Origin of the sequence: Bradyrhizobium sp. 137 (genome assembly GCF_023074095.1) — a bacterium.
Taxonomy (GTDB): Bacteria; Pseudomonadota; Alphaproteobacteria; order Rhizobiales; family Xanthobacteraceae; genus Bradyrhizobium.
Genome location: NZ_JADPKU010000052.1, coordinates 66,876 through 87,863, shown reverse-complemented (window position 1 = coordinate 87,863; position 20,988 = coordinate 66,876). Strand labels below are relative to the sequence as shown.

Annotated in this window: 17 protein-coding genes and 3 pseudogenes; 4 read left to right on the top strand and 16 right to left on the bottom strand. The window is 61.6% G+C overall.

What is annotated here, in order from left to right:
- Positions 1 to 639: 639 nt before the first annotated feature.
- A pseudogene (locus tag IVA78_RS13910) lies at positions 640 to 975 on the top strand (IS3 family transposase); the annotation flags it as partial.
- Between the two features lie 186 nt (positions 976 to 1,161).
- Here the strand turns inward: IVA78_RS13910 and IVA78_RS13905 are convergent.
- From IVA78_RS13905 to IVA78_RS13865, 9 genes are all read right to left on the bottom strand, one after another.
- A complete protein-coding gene (locus tag IVA78_RS13905) occupies positions 1,162 to 2,565 on the bottom strand; it encodes an amidase (protein ID WP_247465845.1) in 1,404 nt (467 codons plus the stop codon).
- A gap of 86 nt (positions 2,566 to 2,651) precedes the next feature.
- Positions 2,652 to 3,413: an SDR family NAD(P)-dependent oxidoreductase gene (locus IVA78_RS13900; RefSeq protein WP_247465826.1), complete on the bottom strand. Its 762-nt coding sequence runs from the start codon at positions 3,411 to 3,413 to the stop codon at positions 2,652 to 2,654.
- A gap of 46 nt (positions 3,414 to 3,459) precedes the next feature.
- On the bottom strand, positions 3,460 to 4,185 hold the full coding sequence (locus IVA78_RS13895; protein ID WP_247465823.1) for an ABC transporter ATP-binding protein: 726 nt from the start codon (positions 4,183 to 4,185) through the stop codon (positions 3,460 to 3,462).
- Positions 4,175 to 4,894, bottom strand: a complete 720-nt coding sequence (locus IVA78_RS13890; protein ID WP_247465820.1) for an ABC transporter ATP-binding protein — start codon at positions 4,892 to 4,894, stop codon at positions 4,175 to 4,177. Before IVA78_RS13890 ends, IVA78_RS13895 begins: the two co-directional genes overlap by 11 nt.
- Before the next feature lie 2 nt (positions 4,895 to 4,896).
- Positions 4,897 to 5,964 carry a branched-chain amino acid ABC transporter permease gene (locus tag IVA78_RS13885; protein WP_247465818.1) on the bottom strand — a complete coding sequence of 356 codons (1,068 nt, stop codon included), beginning with the start codon at positions 5,962 to 5,964 and terminating at the stop codon, positions 4,897 to 4,899.
- Between the two features lie 11 nt (positions 5,965 to 5,975).
- Entirely contained in the window at positions 5,976 to 6,842 is an 867-nt protein-coding gene (locus IVA78_RS13880; protein WP_247465815.1) for a branched-chain amino acid ABC transporter permease, read from the bottom strand.
- 93 nt (positions 6,843 to 6,935) lie between these two features.
- A complete protein-coding gene (locus IVA78_RS13875) occupies positions 6,936 to 8,135 on the bottom strand; it encodes an urea ABC transporter substrate-binding protein (RefSeq protein ID WP_247465860.1) in 1,200 nt (399 codons plus the stop codon).
- 75 nt (positions 8,136 to 8,210) lie between these two features.
- Entirely contained in the window at positions 8,211 to 9,206 is a 996-nt protein-coding gene (locus IVA78_RS13870; RefSeq protein WP_247465812.1) for an acetamidase/formamidase family protein, read from the bottom strand.
- A 17-nt stretch (positions 9,207 to 9,223) separates the two neighbouring features.
- Positions 9,224 to 10,624 (bottom strand): amidase, encoded by a 1,401-nt coding sequence (locus tag IVA78_RS13865; RefSeq protein ID WP_247465809.1) that lies wholly within the window; start codon positions 10,622 to 10,624, stop codon positions 9,224 to 9,226.
- Positions 10,625 to 11,032: 408 nt separating this feature from the next.
- On the opposite strand from IVA78_RS13865, the gene IVA78_RS13860 reads away from it, so the two are divergent.
- Together IVA78_RS13860 and IVA78_RS13855 are read left to right on the top strand one after the other, a co-directional pair.
- Positions 11,033 to 12,208 (top strand): transporter substrate-binding domain-containing protein, encoded by a 1,176-nt coding sequence (locus tag IVA78_RS13860; RefSeq protein WP_247465808.1) that lies wholly within the window; start codon positions 11,033 to 11,035, stop codon positions 12,206 to 12,208.
- Entirely contained in the window at positions 12,205 to 12,792 is a 588-nt protein-coding gene (locus tag IVA78_RS13855) for an ANTAR domain-containing protein (protein ID WP_018457374.1), read from the top strand. The genes IVA78_RS13860 and IVA78_RS13855 overlap by 4 nt, the downstream gene beginning before the upstream one ends.
- A 534-nt stretch (positions 12,793 to 13,326) precedes the next feature.
- Here IVA78_RS13855 and IVA78_RS13850 read toward each other — a convergent pair.
- The 7 genes and pseudogenes from IVA78_RS13850 to IVA78_RS13825 form a co-directional block, all read right to left on the bottom strand.
- Positions 13,327 to 14,040, bottom strand: coding sequence for a class II aldolase/adducin family protein (locus IVA78_RS13850; protein WP_247465805.1), 714 nt, complete (start codon positions 14,038 to 14,040; stop codon positions 13,327 to 13,329).
- On the bottom strand, positions 14,037 to 15,458 hold the full coding sequence (locus IVA78_RS13845; protein WP_247465802.1) for an FGGY family carbohydrate kinase: 1,422 nt from the start codon (positions 15,456 to 15,458) through the stop codon (positions 14,037 to 14,039). The genes IVA78_RS13850 and IVA78_RS13845 overlap by 4 nt, the downstream gene beginning before the upstream one ends.
- A 5-nt stretch (positions 15,459 to 15,463) precedes the next feature.
- Positions 15,464 to 15,802, bottom strand: coding sequence for a hypothetical protein (locus tag IVA78_RS34305; RefSeq protein WP_346275301.1), 339 nt, complete (start codon positions 15,800 to 15,802; stop codon positions 15,464 to 15,466).
- A gap of 91 nt (positions 15,803 to 15,893) precedes the next feature.
- Positions 15,894 to 16,271 (bottom strand): annotated as a pseudogene (locus tag IVA78_RS34300) (ABC transporter permease); the annotation flags it as partial.
- Positions 16,272 to 16,468: 197 nt separating this feature from the next.
- Positions 16,469 to 17,473, bottom strand: coding sequence for an ABC transporter permease (locus IVA78_RS13835; RefSeq protein WP_247465857.1), 1,005 nt, complete (start codon positions 17,471 to 17,473; stop codon positions 16,469 to 16,471).
- Complete coding sequence (locus tag IVA78_RS13830; RefSeq protein ID WP_247465854.1) at positions 17,466 to 18,992, bottom strand: sugar ABC transporter ATP-binding protein; 1,527 nt, start codon at positions 18,990 to 18,992, stop codon at positions 17,466 to 17,468. Before IVA78_RS13830 ends, IVA78_RS13835 begins: the two co-directional genes overlap by 8 nt.
- Positions 18,993 to 19,061: 69 nt before the next feature.
- Positions 19,062 to 20,062 (bottom strand): annotated as a pseudogene (locus IVA78_RS13825) (autoinducer 2 ABC transporter substrate-binding protein).
- Between the two features lie 643 nt (positions 20,063 to 20,705).
- Between IVA78_RS13825 and IVA78_RS13820 the strand changes: the two are divergent.
- A complete protein-coding gene (locus IVA78_RS13820) occupies positions 20,706 to 20,969 on the top strand; it encodes a hypothetical protein (protein ID WP_247465799.1) in 264 nt (87 codons plus the stop codon).
- Positions 20,970 to 20,988 lie beyond the last annotated feature (19 nt).

Below are 20,988 nucleotides of genomic sequence, written 5' to 3'. Positions count from 1 at the left end.
GATGATCTGCTCTTCCGTAAAGCGGCTGCGCTTCATGCTCTGGTCCTCATATGGGCCAGAGCGAACTTCAATCTGGATTAAGTCCAGGGGGCAAGGTCACTGCGATACTTGGTGCAAAGCACCCTGAAAGATCAATCGGAAATACTCATCACGACCTCAACGCAACTGAGCTGAATACTTTTCATCAGTTCAGCTTTACGCACTAGAGAGGCGGACCAAGTAGTCTTCGCGCGTCTCCATGAAGGAGGCCATCGTGAAGTTGCCTTGCCGAGATCCTGCCGAGCGGATCAGGTGTGGATTAGTGACCGGCCTTCAACGATTTTGCGGCGTCCAGATGCTTTTGCAATGTATCTATTTGGCCGGACGCATACTCTCCGGCAGCATCTTTACTTTTTGATGCCTTCTTGTACTCGGCGATATCCTTTTGGTGGTCTGCGACCATGAGTCTCGTCAGATCAGTCCTTACCCATTGTCCTTAACGGTTGCAGTACCCCCCGGCAGCCAAGCCACGGCCTCAGCAGCGACAGCCGTTGGCGATAATGCTGACGCGCGCCGGATACTTTGAATGATGCGCCGAGCCGCTCTCGAGACGAGCGGAGTTGCTCCTAACATATGTGGAAGTGGGAACCGCATGATGATATAGCGATCTGGCGACGCGGCAAACCGGATGCGCTGCTGCATCATTCCGACCGTGGCAGCCAATACACCAGCGAGCAGTTCCAGCGGTTGATGGCCGATCACGGCGTTGTCTGTTCGATGAGCCGGTCCGGCAACGTCTGGGACAACGCCGCGATGGAGAGCTTCTTCTCGTCATTGAAGACAGAGCGGACTGCGCGCAAAATGTATCGAACGAGGGACGATGCCAAGGCCGACGTCTTCGATTATATTGAGCGCTTCAACAATCCGAAACGTCGGCACTCGATGATCGGATATTTGAGCCCTATGAAGTTCGAGCGGCAGGCTGGATTAGCTTAAGCGGGTGTCAACCGAACCGGGTGCAGCTCAACTGGACTGTTACAATAGTTAAATCCTGTCTAGCAGCGCCCTTACGCTCGTCCACAGACTGATAAGCTTTATCGGTTTTCCTTGCCAGTCAAGCAACTGCCTTGCTGCGAACGAGGGTGGCATTCAGCGAGAGCTTCGCCACCATTCCAGGATCATTTATTCAATGGAAGCGCGCCGCGTATGCCAATCCGTCACTGATTGAAAAGCATGCCCGGCGCGGGCGAGCACATCCTCGGACAGATGCGGGCCGACGAGCTGCATGCTGAGCGGCAGGCCGTCCGACGCCACGCCATTCGGCAGCGTGATGGTCGGACTGCCCGAGAAGTCGAACACTGCCGTGAAGCGCAGGATGCTGAGCAGCACGTTCGGATCGGCGCCGTACTCGCCCATCCTGGTCAGCGTCGGGATCGGCACGGGCATGGTGGGGATCAACAGCAGGTCGATATTGCCAAAAAGGGCGGCCAGGCTGCCGCAGAATTTCAGCCGCTCGTGATGGATCTGTGCGATCTCGACGCCGCTCACCGACCTGCCCTGCTCGATCAGCTGCGCCAGGTCCGGGCCGTATTCCGACTTCCGCGCGGGATAAGTTTCGAGATGCGCCTCCGCGGTCTCGATCGAACACATCGGAATCCACATGCTCACGAGCTTCTCGTAGGCCGGGAATTTGACCTCCCGGATATCGGCCCCGAGCGCCGCGAGCGTCCGCTCGGCTTCCAGCAACGCGGCGACCACCTGCGGATCGATTCCGTCCTGGGTGTAGCTGCGGTCGACGCCAATCCGCAAACCCCGGACACCGTCGCCGATCCCTGCGAGATAGTTCGGCACCGGCGCCTGCAGCGCGGTGGGATCGTTGACATCTGCGCCGGCGATGACGCCGAGCATCGCGGCCGCATCGGCCGCGCTCCGGCACATCGGCCCAACATGGTCGAGCGAGTCGGCCAAAGGAAAGACGCCGTGGCGGCTGACGCGTCCCCAAGTCGGCTTGATCCCGGTCAGCCCGCAAGTAGCCGACGGAAACCGGATCGAGCCGCCGGTGTCGCTGCCGATCGAGCCGAAGCAGAGCCCCGCCGACGTCGCCACGCCCGATCCGCTCGAGGACGAGCCCACCCAGTAATCGACGCCCCAGGGGTTGAGCGGTGCCTGATCGTTCGGGTGATGGCTGGTGTAGGCCCCCTCGGTCATCTTCAACTTGCCGAGCGTGACGGCGCCGGCCTGCTCCAGCCGATCCACGATCGTGGCGTTGAAGGACGGAATGAACTTCGCGTGGGTCGTGGTGCCACCGGCCGTCGGCGCAAAAGTCGTGTAGCAGAGGTCCTTCAGCCCGATCGGCACGCCGTGCAGCGGTCCGCGCCAGATGCCCCTGGCCAGCTCGGCGTCGCAGCGCTTCGCCCGCGTCATGGCGCGCTCAGCGAGGACGAGCGCATAGCCGTGGAATTTGCCATCGAGCTTGGCGATTCGGCTCAGCATGGCCTCGGTTACCTTCGAGGGCAGCAGCTCACCGCGGCGGAACAGCTCCGAGAGCTCTGTGATCGACTTGTAGTGAATTGGATCTGCTGACATCTGACAGCCCTGTTGTTGTCGGGAAACGGCTTCGCTCACCGGCGCCGCGACGACCCGGTCTCGTAACGGCGCGGCTCCGGATGCGCCTAGAACTGCACCCCTCGCGTGAGCGCACCATCGACCACGAGATTGGTCCCGGTGATGAAGCTCGCCGCCTTGCTGGCAAGGAACACCGCGCCATTCGCCATTTCCTGCGGCGTACCCATGCGGCCGGTCGGATTCAGCGCCAACGCGGTCTTGTACAGCTCGGGATTGCCTTCCTTGATCTGATTCCAGACACCACCCTCGAAATAGGTGTTGCCGGGCGACACCGAGTTGGCGCGGATGCCCTTGCCGGCCAGCTGAAAGGCGAGCCCTTGCGTGTAGTGGATGATCGCGGCCTTGAACGTGCCGTAGGGACCGCTGGCGAAATCGACCTCGCGGCCCGACACGCTGGAGATGGTGACGATCGCAGCGGCCTTGCTCTTCTCCAGATAAGGCATCGCGGCATTGACCAGCCGCACCGTGCCCATCATGTCGGTGGAGAACTCCTTCTCCCAGCTCTCCTCGTCCTGCCCGATCGACAGGGCGCTGACATTGGCGACGACGATGTCGATGCCGCCGAGCTTGGAGGCCATATCCTCCACCCAGGCCTTGAGCGCCGGACCATTGGAGACGTCGACCGAACTGCCGAACGCGGCGACGCCCTTCGCCTTGATCGCGGTGACGGCGCCGTCGACGTCCGCCTGGTTGCGCGCGCAGATTCCGACATTGGCCCCTTCCGCCGCGAAGGTGTCGGCGATCGCCCTACCGATGCCCTTGGTGCTGCCGGTGACGAGAACCTTTGCTCCCTTAAGTCCGAGATCCATGTTCATTCCCTCCCTATTGACGACTTGAAAGCACGCCCGAGGCGGTTCAGAGCAGAAGATGTTCGCGCACGTTGTCTTCGTTGACCTCGCCGCCTGCGAGCGACCGCGTAATCTTGCCCTTCTCCATGATGTAGCAGCGCTCGGCGATCGCCAGGATCGTGTCGAGGTTCTGCTCGACGAAGATGATGGTGGTTCCGAGCTCGTTGCGAAACGACCGGAGCGCCTCGCAGATGTGCTGGACGATCGACGGCTGGATGCCCTCGGAGGGCTCATCCAGGATCATCAGCGACGGATTGCCGATCAGCGCGCGGCCGATGGCGAGCTGCTGTTGCTCACCGCCCGACATGGTGCCCGCGGCCTGCCGCCGGCGCTCCTTCAGCCGCGGAAAATACTCATAGACCAGCTCCGGCAACTTCTTGCCGGCGGGGCCGCCGATCAGCTCGCCGACCTGAAGGTTCTCCTCGACGGTCATTTGCGGAAACACATCGCGCCCTTGCGGGATGTAGCCAAAGCCCGCCCGCGCCCGTGCGTCGGCTTCTAGCGCCGTGACGTCCTGCCCCATGAAGCGGATCGTCCCGCGCCAGGTTTGCAGCAGGCCGATCAAACAGCGCATCAGTGTCGATTTGCCGACGCCGTTGCGGCCGATCACGCCGACGATCTCGCCGCGCGAGACCGACATGGTGACGCCCTGCAGGATCGGCGTCGCTCCGTACCCCGCCCATAACTCGGCAACGTCGATAATCCGCTCAGGGGACGAAACATTAGTGAGCATGGGTCTTACCCAGATAGATTTCCGCGACCTTCTCGTCCTGCAGGATGCTTTCGAGCGTACCGCGCGCAAAAATCCGGCCGAGATGCAGCACCGTGACGCGCTGGGCGACCTGGCGGACGAAGGCCATGTCATGCTCGACCACGAGCACCGTCATTCCCTCGGCATTGAACGACCTGATTAGTTCGCCGGTCCTGAAGGTTTCCTCGGGCGACATGCCCGCGGTCGGCTCGTCTAGCAGCAAGAGCTGCGGCTTCAACGCCAGCGCCATCCCGATCTCGAGCCATTGCTGCTGGCCATGCGACAGCGCGCCCGCGAGCTTGTCGCTATCCGGCGCGAGGTTGAGCAGCGTCAGCAGGCGATCTTCCTCGGCAATGCGTTCCGAGCCGGACAATCGCTCCTGCAGCGCCGTCTGGATGTTCTGGCGGACAGGCAGTTCCTTGAACACGCTCGGGGCCTGCATCTTGATGCTCATGCCCCGCTGCACGCGCGCGTAGGGCCGCTCGGCCGTGATATCGACGGTGTCGAACAGGATACTGCCCTCGGTGGGCGGATAGAGGCCGACGATCAGCTTGAACAGTGTGCTCTTGCCGGCACCGTTGGGGCCGATCAGGCAGTGGATCTCCCCGGCGTTGACCGTGAGGTCGACGCCGGAGACGGCAGTCAATCCGCCGAAGCGCTTCGAGACGCCTTTGACTTCGACCAGCGACATGATCAGGACTCTTCCGGTTGCAAGCGGCCGGCCTCGCTCACGACGTCGCCGCGTCGCCGGCGTCCCTGCCACCAGTCGGCGGCGAGCTTGCCGATGCCGAGCACGAAGCCCTGAGGCGCCAGCATCACGGTCGCGAGCAGCAGCGCTCCCATCAGCAGCAGCGCCGCCTGCTGGCTGTAGACCGTGATGGTCTGAAAGCCGAACAGCAGCAGGAACGACCCGACCAACGTCGCGGTCAGATCGCTGCGCCCGGAGAACGCCACCCACACGATGGGCATCGCGGCTGCCGGCAAGCCGATGCTGGACGGCGTGATGAACTGACCCCAGGACGTGTACAGCGCGCCGCTGAGGCCTGCGAGACCGCTGCCGATCACGAAGGTCAGCAGCTGATATTTCCGAACGTCGTAACCCAGCATCTCCGCTCGCTGCGGATTCTCCCGCGTCGCCACGATGACGTTGCCGATGCCCGAGTTCACCAGCATCCGCAGCGCGAGGTAGACGATCACGATCAGCGCGACCATGACGTAATAGAGCGCCGAGCCCTCGATGTAGAAGTCGCCGACCGTCAGCGGGTCCATGCCCTTCATGCCGTTGAAGCCGTTCAACCGCGCCGGCCCGATATGCCATTCCGGTCCGGCCGTCTGTCCGAGGAAGAAAGCCAGCACCAACGTCGCGGACAGCGTCACGATGCCGAAGAAGATGCCGTTGATCCCGCCCCAGATCATGAAATAGCCGAGGATGCCGGCCGCGATCATCGCCAGGACGACAGAGAGCACGAGCGCGGCGATCGTCGCGGTGCCGCCACCCATGTTGATCGCGAGCACGCCGTAGGCGTAACCGGCGATACCGAAGAACAGCGTCTGGCCGAACGACAACATGCCGCCATAGCCCCACATCAGGCACAGGCCGAGCGCCATGAAGATCCAGATCAGGAAGTAGGCGAAATTGCCGACGTCATAGGAATCGGCAAACAAAGGATAGGCCAGCGCGCCCGCGAGCACGACCAGGAAGCACGACCAGAACAGCTTGCCGCGTCCGAGCGTCTGTGGGCCTTCGAGCAGCTTGAACATCACAGTTCCCTTTAGCGCCCACGACGATCCAGCACGCTGGAGAGCCCTTCGGGCAGCACCCGGATGATCAGGATGACGGCCACCAGCATACCGATCTGTCCGATAATCTGGCCGTAGCTCGCATTGAGCGCCATCCGGATCATTGCCAGGAACACCGCTGCCGGCGCCGTTCCGAGCAGCACGTTCGCTCCGCCGATCACGACGGTGACAAAACTCTCGACCACGAAGGTCGCACCCATGGTCGGGATCAGCGTTATGGTCGGCGCGTAAAGCGCCCCGCAAAGCCCGGCAAGGCCGGTTCCGATCCCGAAGCTGATCGCATAGATGCGGCCCGTGCGCGCGCCCAGCGCCTTGGCCATCGCCGCATTCTGCATGGTTGCGCGGGCGACGACGCCAAAACGCGTCTTCATGAAGATGATGTAGAGACCGGCCAGAACCGCCACCGCGCAGCCAAACAGCACGAGACGGTAGGTCGAGAACGTGTAGCCGCCAATCGCGAAGCTGCCCTCGGGCGTCCCGATGCCACGCACGGCGGAGCCAACGATCAAGAGCATCGACTGCGTCACGATCAGGCTCAGTCCCCAGGTCGCGAGCAGTGAATCCAGGGGGCGCTTGTAGAACCGCCGCACGACGAGGAATTCAACGAGGACACCGATGAGCCCGGCGGTCACCGCGGCCAGTATCTGGGCAATCGCAAGCGGCACGCCCAGATTCACCAAGCCAACAGTCACATAGGCGCCGCACATGATGAATTCGCCATGCGCCATGTTGATGACACCCATCATGCCGAACACGATGGCGAGGCCTGCGGCCGAGAGAATGAGGAACGCGAAGACGTCGGCGAACTGATAGAACAGCGAGAACAATTCAGCCGACATTTTAATCCCCTTGATGGCGGCGCCGCATCATCGCGGCGCCGGCCTGTTCTGATATGGTCGTACCCATCGCGAGCAAGATCCGGCTTGCCGGCGTCACGACTTGTTGGGTAGATGGCTTGGCGTATACTGATCCTTGTCGTTCTTCTTGGTGAGATCGCAACCGATCTGGCTAAGCCAATAGGGCTGGATCACCCCGTAGTCCTTCTCCACGGTCACCTCGTGTTGGGGCCCGACGGAGATCAGGCGCATGCGGTGCGACGTGTGCTGACTCTTTGGATCGATGCAGACCTTGCCCTCTGGCGCGTCGATGCAGGCATCGCCCGCAGCGATCACTTTGCGCATGTCCTCGAGTTTGGTCGACTTCGCCTTCTCGACGAGCGCCTTGTACATGTAGAGCGCGTTGTAGGCGTTATAGCCCATATCGTTGATGTAAAGTTCATCCGGGAACTTGGCGTGCCATCGCTTCTTGAAGTCATTCGCTTCCGGCGTATCGATCTCCTCGAACCAGTTCGCGGTCGCGTGCATGTTGTTGAGCGCAGGCGGCTTAAATCGCTTGTGCTCGAAGCCGAGCATGACCTTGATCGACGAGCCCATCGGCAGGTTGAGATTGGCCGCGGCCGCCTGCTCGAAGAAAGAATCCTGTGCGGCGCCGACGTTGATCGTCAGCAGCCAGTCGGGCTTGGCCTTCTGGATGTTCTGGATGGTCTGCGCGAACTGCGACACGCCAAGCGGGATGAACTCCTCGCCGACGACCTCGCCTCCCAGGTCCTTCATGATCTTGCGATTCCACTCCGCCGAGATCTGACCGAAATTGTAATCGGCCGCGATGACATAGACCTTCTTGCCGAACTTCTCGACCATCCAGGGAATGAGAGTCGAGAACTGCTGCTCGGGCACCGCCCCCATGCTGACCATGCTGGCGTCGCAGACGCCACCCTCGTACTGATTAGTGTAAAAATACGGCGTCGTGGTGCGATCGACGATCGGACGCAACGCCTCTCGCGAGGCCGAGGTGATGCCGCCGATCAGCACGTCGACCTTGTCGCGATTGAGCAGGCGCCGACCGAATTCCTGATAGCGTGCGTTGTCACCCTGCGGATCGAGGTGGATCAGCTCGATCTGCCGCCCCAAGATGCCGCCGCCCTTGTTGATCTCCTCGACGGCGAGTTGCGAGCCGTGCAGCTTCGGCATGCCCATGAAGGCAAGATCGCCGGACACGTCCTCGAGCAGGCCGACCTTCAGCGGTGGCTCCGCGGCGCGAGCAATACTCATCGACGCCGCCGTCCCGAGCATAGCGCCGAGCAAAATCGTCCGTAACTTGCGTCCCGAATCCATCGTGATGTCCTCTCTAATGAAAGCGGCTGATTGTCATGGCTTGAGATAATTCTTCAGGATGGACGCCCCCATCGTGTATTTGGGGTCGACCATGTTGCCGAGGCGCATGCGGCCGGCCTGGCTGAGCAGCATGTAGGCGTCGATCTCGTCGAAGCCGTAATCGGCCGCCATCCACCGCACCAGTTCGCGATAGGCTATGCGCGCGGCGTCCTCGAGCGGACGCGCGCTGCCGATCGTCATGATGAAGTCCTTCGTCTCAAGCCGCGGCCAGGCGAAGCTCCAGTTCTTGATCAGGTCGACTTGCAGTGTGACGGTCGCGCGCTGCTCCAGCGCCACGCCGGAGAGCTCGCCATCGCCTTGCGTCGCGTGGCAGTCGCCGACGTAGAGCATCCCGCCGTCGGTATGCACCGGGAAATAGATGATTGCGCCAGGCGCGACGTCGGGGAGGTCCATGTTGCCGCCGTGATAGTCCGGCTGTAGCGAAGAGATCGCCTCAATCTCCGGAGAAACTCCGATGGTGCCGATGAACGGCTCGTAGGGCAGCGTGAGCTTGTCGTTCCAGCGCACGCCGTTCCTGTCGACATGCAGCTTCTTCACGCGCTCCGGCAGCGGCGGATTGAGCAGCGCCGTCGAACCGGTCCCGACCAGTCCGCCGAACTCCGGAATGATGCAGGTTGTGCCGGCCGGCTGTTCGCCCCGGGTCTCGACATCGCGGATGTAGATCGCGAGACAATCGCCCTTCCTGGCGCCCTTTACCGCGATCGGACCGCATTGCGGGTTGAGATAGGGGAAATTCAGCTTGGCGGTGGGACTGTCTGTCTCCTTGGTCAGCACTCCGCCGAAGGCGTCTTCAGTCTCGACGACGACCACACCGCCGGGGTCGATCGACAGGGTCGGCTTGGCATAGGGACCGTAGACGTAGTGGAAGTCCCCCTGCTGCTCGATCGTAAGGCTATGGGTCGCACCGGTCGCACCCTTGGCGACGGCGCGCTTGGCCATGATGGATGTCTTCAACCAGTCTTCAGACATGAGATCGGCTCCTCGGCTCAAATCGCGGGATGACGCTTGTGCCAGTCGGTGACGCGCTGGAACGCATCGCCCGCGCGAACGAGGCCGGCCTCATCGAAATGACGGCCGACGAACTGGAAGCCGACCGGGCCGCCATTTGCCGCGAAGCCCCCAGGCAACGTCACGGTCGGACTTCCCGTCATATCGAACGGGCACGTAAAGCGGAGCAGGGCTCCAATCAGCGAGGCGTCCTCACCAAGCGCCGCCATCTTGGCCAGCGTCGGCGCCGCGAACGCCTGGGCCGGGATCACGAGGAGATCGACCGTCTCGAACAGCGCACGCACAGCGCCGCGAAACGCTTCGCGCCGGAGCACGATCTTTTGATAGTCCATGCCGGATTGTTGCCGGCCGAGATCGAGCAGGGCCGCGAGCGCCGGACCGTACTCGTCCTTGCGCGCAGGATAGGTGTCCTCGTGCGCGACCGCGACCTCGATACCGCAAAGCGGGAACCAGTCGTCGATGACCGCCTTGGGATCTGGGAAATTGATTTCCTTGATCTTCGCGCCGAGATCAGCCGCCACCCGCAACCCCTCGGTCAACACCTTGGCGGCGTCGCCATCGGTGCCTTCGCTGGTCCAGCGCCGGTCGACACCAATCGTCACGCCGCGCAGGCCGCCGGACAGTCTTGCGAGATAATCGGGCACCGGCAGTGGAACCGACGTGGTGTCCTTGGGGTCCTGGCCCGCGATCACACCGAGGATCGCGCCGCAATCGACCGCGCTCCGCGCCATCGGGCCGATATGATCCAGCGTCGCCGCCAGCTCGAACGCACCGTAGCGGCTGACACGTCCCCAGGTCGGCTTGAGCCCGGTGACGCCGTTGGCCGCGGACGGAAAGCGGATTGATCCGCCGGTATCGGTGCCTAGCGAACCGAAGCAAAGGCCCGCCGCGGTTGCGACGCCTGAGCCGCTTGAGGATGCGCCGGGCCAGAGCTCCGCGTTCCACGGGTTCTTGGGCGGATCGATCTTCGCATGATGGTCGGCGTAGGCGCCCTCGGTCTGCTGCAGCTTGCCGAGGATGATCGCACCGGCATCCTTCAACCGCGCAACCACCGTTGCGTCCTCGGTGGGACGGAAATCGCGATGAATAGTCATGCCATGCGCCGCTGGGGCGCCCTTGGCCCAGCAGAGATCCTTGACCGCTACCGGCACACCATGAAGCGGCCCCTTGATCCTGCCGGAAGCAATCTCCTTTTCCGCCGTGGCGGCATCGGCGAGCGCAGAGTCGGCCATCACATGCGCAAAACTCTTGAGCTTGCCGTCGAGCTTCTCGATCCGCCCGAGCATCGCTTTGGTCACTTCTACCGGTGACAGATCCTTCGCCTGGACCTTCTGTCCGACATCGACGAGCCCGAGATAGTGGAGATCCGTTGCCGCCATCGTTCTTCATCCTCACACTCGACGTGACGCACCGCCGCACTCGCGCATGCGTCACCGTTCTGGCGACACGGCGCATCGCCAGCCTCCCTGGCGGCAAACGAAAAAAGCCACCCGTCCCTCCCGAATGAGGTGACGAATGGCTTAAATGCCGCGGCTATGATCTATCGCTTAGGGTCCGAACTCGAACGAAGCACTTAGTGCAAGGAGCTGGACGTCATCGGCCAGATCGGCGCACGCGAGGTTCGACAGGAGCCCCTGTAGGAGAAAAGTCTAAGTAACTGCCTATCGCATTGTCAACGATGCTCTCTGCCTAAATTTCGATAGTGCTGCGCAGCAAAGCGGCAAGCCACTTGCACTGTTGTCGCCGAAGATGATTTCATCTTCGCGCTGCACTACCGAAAGTCGTCAATGACAAAACCGTCTGTTCCCGTTGGCATCATCTGCTCGCAGTCCGGCCCCTATCAGGCCATGGGGCGCGAGATCCTCAAGAGCGCGATGATGGCGGTCGACGAGATCAACAACCAGACGGAGTTTGATTTCTCGATCGTTCCCCATATTCGCGATCCCCACGGCATCATCTCGGAATACCATACGGTCTGCGACGATCTCATCCGCAATGTCGGCGTCGAGCACATCATCGGCTGCTACACGTCGGCGTCGCGCAAACAGGTCCTGCCGATTGTGGAGCGCACTGATCGCCTGCTCTGGTATCCTGCGCGCTATGAGGGCTTCGAGTGCTCCGACAACGTCATCTATGTCGGCGCCTCGCCCAATCACAACGTCTTGCCCCTCGTCCGCTACGTGCTCGACAACCTCTCGCGGGAGATCTTCTGCGTCGGCTCTAATTACGTCTGGACATGGGAGACCAATCGCGTCACCCGGGAATTGGTCAGCGCGGCAGATGGCCATATCCTGGCGGAACGGCTGCTCGAGCTCGGCGAAAGCGCCGTCGGCCACATCGTCGACGAGATCGTCCGCCGCAAGCCGCCGATCGTGTTCAACACGCTCGTCGGAAGCTCGAGCTACGACTTCATTCGGGCCTTCCATGCCGGCACCAAGGCTGCGGGACTCGAGATTCCCATGTTGAGCTGCAGTCTGTGCGAGCCGGAATTGTCGATCGTCGGACCAGCATCGGCCGGCTGCATCACGTCATCCGCCTATTTCGAGAGCATCCGCCTGCCGGAGAACCGCGCCTTCGTCGCGCGCTGGAAGGCGCGCTATGGCGAGGACAGCAGCCCCTCCGTTGACGGACAATCCGCTTATGTGGCGGTCTATCTGCTGGCGCGCGCACTGCAGCGCGCGGGCACGTCGGACATTGCAGAGGTGCGGCGCGCCGCGGCGGGACATCGCTACAATTCGCCGCAAGGACCGGTGTGGATCGACGGCGGCAACAACCATTGCGTCCTTACACCACGGCTTGCCGTATCCAATCCGCAAGGACAATTTGATATCTTCTGGGAAGCCGAGGCGCCTGTTAAGCCTGATCCTTACCTGACGCAGCTCGACGTTGCCGTCGGCCCGGCGAGGGAAACCTCGGCGGCCGGCACATTGCCGAATGCGCCGCATTTGCGGGTTGTAAAATGAGCAGACGGTCTTCATTTTCGCTGCGCGGACGCAAAGCGCTCGTCGCCATCAAGGACGAACGCGACGCGAGCATCGTGCGACGCCAGTTCGAGCGTCTCGGGATCGAGGGTGTTGCATGGGCGCTGGGTGAGCCCGTCGACTTCGCACCCGATCTGTCGCTGATCGATGACGAATTCCTGCCTTTGCTGCAACCGGCGCAGCGCGCGTTCCTGGCGCGATCACCTGTCATCGCCCTGCTCGGCACGGAGACGCCGAGCCGCCTGAAGATGGTGCTCGAACTTGACCCGGCTTCGTTTCTGGTAAAGCCGTTACGATCGGCCGGCATCTATGCGGCGCTCGTCATGGCATTCGAGCGCAACGAACGCACAAGCGAATTGAAGCAACAGATTATCAAGCTCGAGAACCGGTTGAAGTCTCGCCGCGTCGTGCTTGCCGCCGTCCTCCAGGTGATGAATTCGCATGCGCTCGCCGAACCCGCCGCCTTTGCGCTGATCCGTAAAGCGGCGATGGAGCACCGCAAGACGATCGAGGAGCTTTCGGCGGAGATTACGGCTAGGGGCGCGCTCCCGCGGGCAACGGGTTAGGATCACTTTCCGCCGTGGGCGGAGATCAGGTTTCCTATCTCTGCTTCCGTCTCTGCCATTTGCGATAGCACGGTGAGGAGATGAACGCAGCACGCCCGCATAGCGCTCGATGATCTCTCAACTGATTAGCACCGTCGACCAAACTCTAGATTTCGCTTCTGGCGAATAGTTGATTTCCAATGGCTGCAGCTACGGTCAGCCATTCGGGACAAGGCAGGTATCCATCGCCCGTTGAGCGCCCAACTGATAAGGCTTTGCTCGAAAGCTTATCAGTCCGCCCTCGGCGGTCAGCCGGTTACGTGATCTTCTTCGCTTTGCGGTGCGGTGGCCGCTCTCCCGGGCGTTCTGCTCATGCTCCTCAATCGCGCTCTCTCGATCATGGACATGCCCGAGGCTTTGCCGACACCTGGTCAATCGGCTCGGTATAGTCACGATGCTGCTGGTTTATGGGCGGCGCAAATGGGTCACGAGTTGGAGCCGTCAGCGCGCCGGATGGCGGAATCCCAGAAGAATAACGACCGCCTGCCTCGAATACTATGAACGCAAGTCGCGTTTCGATCCAGCAACCTCGCTCGGCACGTCGCCAACTCCGTCAAGATCAGGCGCCTGCCCGTAGCTCATGCGTCTCATCTGCTCATGGACTTGGGCCATGTCGTCCGTGCTGAGGCGCGGGGGCTCGCCTATCGCCAGCGCATGGACATACATCTTTGCTAGGGTCTCCACCTCCACAGCCAGCCAGAGCGCCTTTTCAAATGTTTGGGCCGTTACGATCAGACCGTGATGGCCCAGCAAGCATGCACTGCGATTTTCAAGCGCCTTGACGGCATGGTCCGACAATGCCTGCGTACCAAAGCACGCGTAGGGTGCACAGCGGATATCATTTCCACCGGCAACCGCGACCATATAGTGGAAGCAGGGTATGTCACGCTCCTGCACAGCGAGAATGGTGCTGAACGTGGAATGTGTATGGAGCACCACATTCACATCGTCTCGCGCCAACAGAATATCGCGATGAAAACGCCATTCCGATGAAGGACGATGCCTACCCTCGTAATTGGCGGCAAAATCCATGGCAACGATGTCCTCCGGTCGCATGCAATCGTACCGGAGGCTTGTCGGCGTGATTAGCATCCCAGCCGGAATCCGATGCGAGACATTGCCTGATGTGCCTTGGTTGAGGCCGTTCCGGTTCATCTCACGGCAGGTATCGACGATGCCCTGGCGAAGTTCGGTATGTTTGTCTGTCATGGTGCTTGCTCCGACAGGGTAACCCACGATTCGTATCCAGTGGAAAGATGACGGCGATCGAGCTCAGCCTCGCCGGGCGGCCCAATCGCCTCAAGAACAACGCTCGTGACTGGATGGTTGCGCGAAGACCTTCGCCAGAGCAAGGCAGCGCCGAGCGCCGTTCCGTCCCGGGATTGACTGACGAAAATCTCTTGGGATGGACGCAGGGCGGCGAGGCAGCGGGCAAAGGGCAGGTTACCGGCGAAGCCGCCGTCTATGATGATGCGCCTTGAACTGCCGAGCGCGTCCAGACAACGATTTGCGCTGAATGCCACGTAAAGCACCGCCAATCCCTGCCATTCGGCCGCGGTTTTGGGAGGCGGGCCGATGATGCAGCCGCGATTGGCGGCACCGGGGAATAGTCCGTCATCGCCGACAAAAGATGGCCGCGCCAGGGTTCCTCGCCTCACAAGACTCGCGAGCGCATCGAGGACAGCCGCATCCTCGGCGACGGCCTCCTTGCGGATCAGGTCGTATTCGCGCCCGGTCATGGTGAGCGTGGACGGTATCTTCTCGCCATCGACGTCGATGTTGAGCACCATCGCGCCATTGGCGCTGAGCCGATCCAGATCCAGGCCACGTTGAAAGCCAATCATCCAAGTGCCGGTCGAGAGGATCGAGGCGTCGGCCATGCCGGCGGCCTTGTAGCGAAAAAGGTTTGCATTCGAATCATGCACACCGCACAGGACCTCGGTCGACCGCGCGAGGCCCGTGCGCTTTGCGACGGCCTCGGAGACCGTTCCTAGCGATGCACCGGCCGGGACGAGTTCCGGCAGAAGGCGATCCCAGCCGCGTTCACGCATGACGGACCAAGGCCGACGGTGGAGCAGGTCCCAGATATGCCCCTGGGCCGCGAGCTGGGAGATTTCGCTGGCCGCGCGTCCGCCCAAGCGCACGGCGAAGAACTGGGCGGTGGTCAGATAGCCCGTTGCGCGTGCGAACTCGTCAGGGAAAGCACTTTCCTGCCACAGGAGCTGCTTGGCGAGCCGTATTGCACCGGCGCCGATACCGCAGAACACCTCGCCGTATGGCGGCGCGATACTGGCATAGGCTTCATCGATCGCTGGCGGAGGCACCGCCTCGTAGTCCATCATCGGGAGAACGGGCCTGTCTCCATCGACAAGAACGGCGCCGCAGCCATGCGCCGTCGAGATCACCGCGCCGATCGCATGGCGTCGCGCAACGTCGGCGAGAGCATCGAGAAGCCGCTCCTCCAGCCAAGCAAGGTCATAGGCAAGGTAGGGGCCGGAGGTGGTCGCAGCGTTCGCAACCGAATGTATTTCGAGCGGCTGGCCATCATCGGTCGCGACAAGCAGCTTCAGGTTGGTCTTGCCGATGTCGAAGACGGCGATGCGGGCGGCTTCCATCGGCGACGTCATTGTTGCTACCCCATCGACCTGCCGCGAAGGTTGGGAATGGCCGCGACCACGATCAGGATCCCCCCCCAGATCGCCAGGGTGAGGAACTGACTGAGATTGAGCAAATTGAACGCGGACGAGATCACCTGCAGGATGACAAGCGCCAACATCAGACCGCCGACCTTGCCGAATCCGCCAAAGGGATCAACGCCGCCGAGCACCGCCGCGAGGATGGAGATGAGCAGATAGCTCTCTCCATACGTCGCGTTGGCCGAATTGAACCGCGCCAGCATGACGACCGCCGCGACACCGGCGAGCAGACTCGAAAAGACATAGAGCTTGAGAATGATCGCGCGGGTATCCACGCCGGAGTAGCGGTTCGCCTTCTCGTTCGAATCCGATCATGTAGACCTTGGCGCCGAATGGCGTGGCGTTGAGCATGACGGCGACCGGCACGGCACAGAGCGCAAGGACGATCAACGCGAAGGGCACGCCGAAAACCGTCCCGTTACCGATGAAAACGATGGGATCGGGAAATCCGGAGATGACGTTGCCATGGGTGAGCCCGATCGCAAGCCCCTTGCAGAGCGTCATCATGCCGAGCGTTGCCAAGATCGGCGAGACCCCGAGATAGGCAATGACGAATCCGTTGATGAGCCCGACCAGGGCGGCCACCACAAACCCGGCTGCAAGCGCTGCCACCTGCACGCCGATCCATGCGATGCCATCCGTGCCCGGAATATAGCGCGTCAGCAAGTAGGCAATGGTCAGTCCGCTCAGATTGGCGGTCGCGATGATCGACAGATTGAGCCCCCCTGACAGCAGGGCCAGCATCATGGCAAGCGAGAGGATGCCGAGCTCCGGCACCTGCAAGGCCATGGACTGGAAGGTGTTGATGGAGAAGAAGCGGTCCCCGATGGCAATCGCGAACGCCCCCCACAGGAAGAGCAGCAGAGGGGCGAGCGTGCCCGTCGTTCCGCTGCCGAGCAGGCCGGTTAGACGCCCAACAAGGGACGCTGCCGGTGACTTCTTCATGCGCCCGCCCCCCTCGCGTGCCGCTCGCGCTGCGACCACGCCGTCACCGAGACGGATACCAGAATCACGAAGCCGACAAAAAGCGGCGACCAATAGGACGAAACACCCAGCAAGATCAGCCCATTCTGCAACACGGCAAGCAGTGCAAGGCCCAGAAATGTACCGAGAACAGTGCCGACACCGCCCATCAGGCTAGCGCCACCGAGCACGACAGCCGCAACCACATCGAGCTCCTTGCCTACCAGCACGGTTGGCGCAACGGATTGGGCGAGCTGCGCCTGAACCAGCGAGGCGACGCCCGCCATGATGCCCATGTAGCAATAAACCAACATGTTGAGGCCGAATATGTGGAAGCCGAGCCGTCGTGCAGCATCCGCATTGCCGCCCATCGCATAGATTTGCCGGCCGATATTGGTGCGGTTGAGCAGAAGCCAGGTCACGAGAAAGCAGATCGCCAGTGCGAGCATCTGCAGGTTCACGCCGTATGACGCGTCCTTGCCCCAGTCGAACTCGAACCAGAATATTCCGGCCGCGAACCAGTCCGGCAGGGAGTAAATGTATTTGCCGCCCGTGAAGAAGATCAGCAGTCCGTAGAAGACATTCAGCGTCGCAATGGAGACGATGATAGATGGTATGCGAAGTTTCTGGATCAGCACCGCGTTAATCGCGCCGAGCGCGGCGCCAATGGCCATGGCCATGGCGCAGACGGTGAGCCAATTCGCGCCGTACGCATTCGCAACCGCAAGCGCCACGTATTGCGCGACCGACGCCGTTGCGGTGAACGAAATATCGATCCCGCCGGCGATCCGCACCACCAGCAGCCCGAGCGCAAGAATGCCCACGAACGCGTATGAAGTCAGCAGATCAAACAGGTTCTGCATGGTCAGGAATTGACCGTTCGCAACGCTCAGGCCGACGCACAGCATGAGGGTGACAATCAGCAGCCAGAACTCGTGACTACGTCGAAACCTGGCGGATGAAGCAACGAAGGATTCAAGCATTGACGGCCCGTCGAAGCGCATCTTCGGATGTCTTGTCGGCGGGCACGTCCACAGTCAAGCGCCCCTCGCGCATCACCAGCACGCGATCGCTATGGTAGAGCACCTCCGGGATCTCGTCGGAAATCATTAATACGGCGACTCCCTCGCGGGCCAGCCTCCGAATGATTTCGTAGATTCCGTGCTTCGCACTTATGTCGACGCCCACCGTCGGACTATCGAGGATCAACACGCGCGGGTTCGTCGCCATCCACTTGGCGAGCACGACGCGCTGCTGATTGCCGCCTGAAAGGGTCTTCACCGGATTTGCCGGATTCGACACCTTGATGGCGAGATCGGAGATCCATCGCGCAACATGAGCCCGTCGCGCACGCGTGCGAATCAGGCCCAACCTGCCCACAAGGCGTTCCAGTACAGTAAGCGTGATATTGGCCGAGATCGGCTGCTCCAGGACGAGCCCAAGGGCGAGCCGGTCCTCGGAGACATAGGCAATGCCCAGGTCTATCGCGTCGATATTCCTGTTCAGTGTCACCGGGCAGCCATTGATGGCGATCGTGCCTCGATCGGAGGGATTCATCCCGAACAGCGACAGTGCGAGTTCGGTTCGGCCCGCGCCAAGCAATCCGGTGAGGCCGACCACTTCTCCCGCCCGCAATTGAAAGCTGATGTCCTGGTAGTCGCCGTCCCGCCAGAGGCTATCGACCTCGAGCACGACAGGGCTTGCGGAAACGTCGTGCGCCTGAACTTGATAATCGAATGCCTGTCCGGTCATCAGATGGCTAAGCTTGCGGCCGTCAATCGTGTCGGCGGGAAAGGTGCCCACCTTCGCCCCGTCCCGCAGCACCGTCACGCGATCCGCGATCTCGAGTACCTCGTCCAGCCGGTGGCTCACGAATACGATACAGATGCCTGCACGTTTCAGTTCGCTCACGAGACTGATAAGGGAGTCGACCTCGTGCCTCGTAAGCGATGCCGTCGGCTCATCCATGATGAGGAGTTTGGCCTCGGCCGCTAGGGCGCGGCAGATCGCGACAAGCTGCCGCCCGGCGATGCTGAGATCGGAGACCTTTCTGTCCGGATCGAGCTCAATCCCGACCTTCGCCATCGCCGCGTTGGCCGCCGACTTCAGCGCGCGCCAGTCAACCCTGTGCAGACCGCCGAGATGGTGGGCCATTGCGATATTCTCGGCGACATTGAGGTTCGGGAACAGCGAGAGGTCCTGGTAGATGACCTGGATGCCGCATTGGGTGGAGCGTACCGGGTTCAGTTTCGGATAAGCCTTGCCGGCGACTACGATCGAGCCACCCCGCTCCGGCTCTTCCACCCCGGAAATGATCTTGATAAGTGTCGATTTGCCGGAGCCGTTTTCGCCGACGATGCAATGCACCTCGCCGACGTCCAGCTCCAGATCAACATTGCGAAGTGCGTGCACACCGGCAAAGCGCTTCGAAATCCGGGACAACTCCAAAAAGTCGCCAAGGGCTCGTTCCGTCGTGAAACTGTTCTTGCAGAGGCGATCCAACACGCGTTGCATTTCCGGATCAACACCTAAGGGAAATGCAACGCGTGGGCGTCGTGCTGGCGATTTGTCCTAGAGCCCCTGGGCGATCAGCCCGTCGACGGTTTCCTTGTTAATCCGCATGATTTTGTCGACCTTGATTTGCTTGCCTGGAACGTCGACCGCCGCCTTGCCGAGCCCCGGGATCTCGACACCGTCAGTGATCGGCTTGCCGTCGAGCATCAGTTTTGCGACTGCAACCATCGCGTAACCCGCATCCGTGGGATTCCACAGAAAGCCCTCGCGGATGATGCCCTCGATAATAAGTGATTTGGCCTGGCTCGGCAGCACGGTCCCCACGACAGCGATTTTCTTGCCGAGTCGCTGCTGCCGCACCGCGTTGCCAGCGCCAATCGGACCGTTCGAGCCGAAGCCTATGATGCCGCGGAGGTCCGGATAGGCCTTGATCACGTCGAGTGTGGTGCGTTGGCTCGTATCGATCTCGTCGGCGCCTGGGAATCGGTCAGCCGCGAGCTTCATCTTCGGAAAGTTCTTCTTCTGATATGCGATTGCAGCATCGGCCCACTTGTTGTGAAGGGGCGTCGTCAGAGTTCCGACATACACCACATATTCGCCCTCCCCGCCGAGGTCCTTGGCGAGGCGCTCCATCTGCACTTCACCGAACTTGACGGAATCGATTAGTTCGACGTTCCAGTCCGACCTTCCTGCTCCGGACCTTCATGCGTGACGATCTTGATGCCCGCGGCCTGAGCACGCTTCAGCACCGGCTCGCAGACTTTCACATCGAGCGGCACGAGGCCGATCACGTCGACCTTCTTGGCGATCAGGTCTTCGAGCAACTTGACCTGCTGGGCCGGGTCAACGTTCGCCGGGCCAACCATCGTCGCATTGATGTTGAAATCCTTCGCGCCTTTCTGAATTCCCTTTTCAACGGCGTTGAACCAGGGAATGCCTGCGATCTTCACGACCGTAACCATTTCCTTCTGAGTCTGCGCGAAGGCAAGGCCCGGAAAGCCGACGCCAGCCATCGCCGCCGCACCACCGATCACCTTGAGTGTCTGGCGTCTATCCATTGTTCTCTCCCTGGAGGCAATTGTGGCTGTCCCTCCCTTGACCGGACATACGCCGGACCGGAGCGGGGCGCTTTGCTCTTTATTTTCGGCAGAAACTGCACGCTTCCGACCGAAATTGCCTGGCAGATTAGTGACCAATGCTTCGGAAGTGTCAAGCAACGGATCGCCTGTGTTTGCGATGGCGGTTAGCAAGCGGCGGCGTCGAGGGCCCATTTGCGACCAAACCTTATCAGTGTGCGAACTGACTCCGTTTCGCGTTTTCGAAGGTGCCACACAGCAACGGTCTTCCGAATCCAAAAATGTAACGGAATCAATACCACGGCAGAGCGGGGCAACAGTTCAAGCCTGTCTGGCAGTTAGCTTTCCCCTTGTTTTGCAAGGCCTTCGCGGAGTGCATGCCGTCATCGCAAAGCTTTGATGGACGCGACGAAGAGCGCATTGAGCTGCAAGCGCCGTCGCGTCCGCTAAGGACAGCACGGTGCGGATCGTGGCCGAACGACCGCCCCGGTCGCCTAGCGTTCTGCACAGGACAACGGAACAGGTGGACAAGCCGGAGCCCTGCCGATTGCGAATCCCTGCCACGTGCTAACCGCCCGGAACGAGCGAGGGGGCGGAAGGATTCGTCCCGGCAGGAGTGATCTCTATGCTGATGACGAAGGAGAGATGGCCGGCAATACGGACCCTGCGCGGCTGGGCCATTTTGGCGCTGAGCGACGCCGGCGCCATCCGCGAATGCGAGGAGCACGGTTGGATGCAGGGCCGGGCCGACCCTCATGCCCGCGACCGCGCCTTCCAGATCGCCCGTGAGGCACCGCCGCCCGGCGTCTCGCCGGCGGTCGCCGCAGCCGCGATCACCGAAGCATTGGACTCGATCGGCGATACGTGTCCCGAGTGTCCACCGGACTAGCTTCGATCTAGCGAGCCCC

What these genes read in the sequence shown, in the direction of transcription:
- IVA78_RS13905 (WP_247465845.1), bottom strand. Translation starts at nt 2,565, where the DNA reads ATGTCAGCAGATCCAATTCACTACAAGTCGATCACAGAGCTCTCGGAG.
- IVA78_RS13900 (WP_247465826.1), bottom strand. Translation starts at nt 3,413, where the DNA reads ATGGATCTCGGACTTAAGGGAGCAAAGGTTCTCGTCACCGGCAGCACC.
- IVA78_RS13895 (WP_247465823.1), bottom strand. Translation starts at nt 4,185, where the DNA reads ATGCTCACTAATGTTTCGTCCCCTGAGCGGATTATCGACGTTGCCGAG.
- IVA78_RS13890 (WP_247465820.1), bottom strand. Translation starts at nt 4,894, where the DNA reads ATGTCGCTGGTCGAAGTCAAAGGCGTCTCGAAGCGCTTCGGCGGATTG.
- IVA78_RS13885 (WP_247465818.1), bottom strand. Translation starts at nt 5,964, where the DNA reads ATGTTCAAGCTGCTCGAAGGCCCACAGACGCTCGGACGCGGCAAGCTG.
- IVA78_RS13880 (WP_247465815.1), bottom strand. Translation starts at nt 6,842, where the DNA reads ATGTCGGCTGAATTGTTCTCGCTGTTCTATCAGTTCGCCGACGTCTTC.
- IVA78_RS13875 (WP_247465860.1), bottom strand. Translation starts at nt 8,135, where the DNA reads ATGCTCGGGACGGCGGCGTCGATGAGTATTGCTCGCGCCGCGGAGCCA.
- IVA78_RS13870 (WP_247465812.1), bottom strand. Translation starts at nt 9,206, where the DNA reads ATGTCTGAAGACTGGTTGAAGACATCCATCATGGCCAAGCGCGCCGTC.
- IVA78_RS13865 (WP_247465809.1), bottom strand. Translation starts at nt 10,624, where the DNA reads ATGGCGGCAACGGATCTCCACTATCTCGGGCTCGTCGATGTCGGACAG.
- IVA78_RS13860 (WP_247465808.1), top strand. Translation starts at nt 11,033, where the DNA reads ATGACAAAACCGTCTGTTCCCGTTGGCATCATCTGCTCGCAGTCCGGC.
- IVA78_RS13855 (WP_018457374.1), top strand. Translation starts at nt 12,205, where the DNA reads ATGAGCAGACGGTCTTCATTTTCGCTGCGCGGACGCAAAGCGCTCGTC.
- IVA78_RS13850 (WP_247465805.1), bottom strand. Translation starts at nt 14,040, where the DNA reads ATGACAGACAAACATACCGAACTTCGCCAGGGCATCGTCGATACCTGC.
- IVA78_RS13845 (WP_247465802.1), bottom strand. Translation starts at nt 15,458, where the DNA reads ATGACGTCGCCGATGGAAGCCGCCCGCATCGCCGTCTTCGACATCGGC.
- IVA78_RS13835 (WP_247465857.1), bottom strand. Translation starts at nt 17,473, where the DNA reads ATGCTTGAATCCTTCGTTGCTTCATCCGCCAGGTTTCGACGTAGTCAC.
- IVA78_RS13820 (WP_247465799.1), top strand. Translation starts at nt 20,706, where the DNA reads ATGCTGATGACGAAGGAGAGATGGCCGGCAATACGGACCCTGCGCGGC.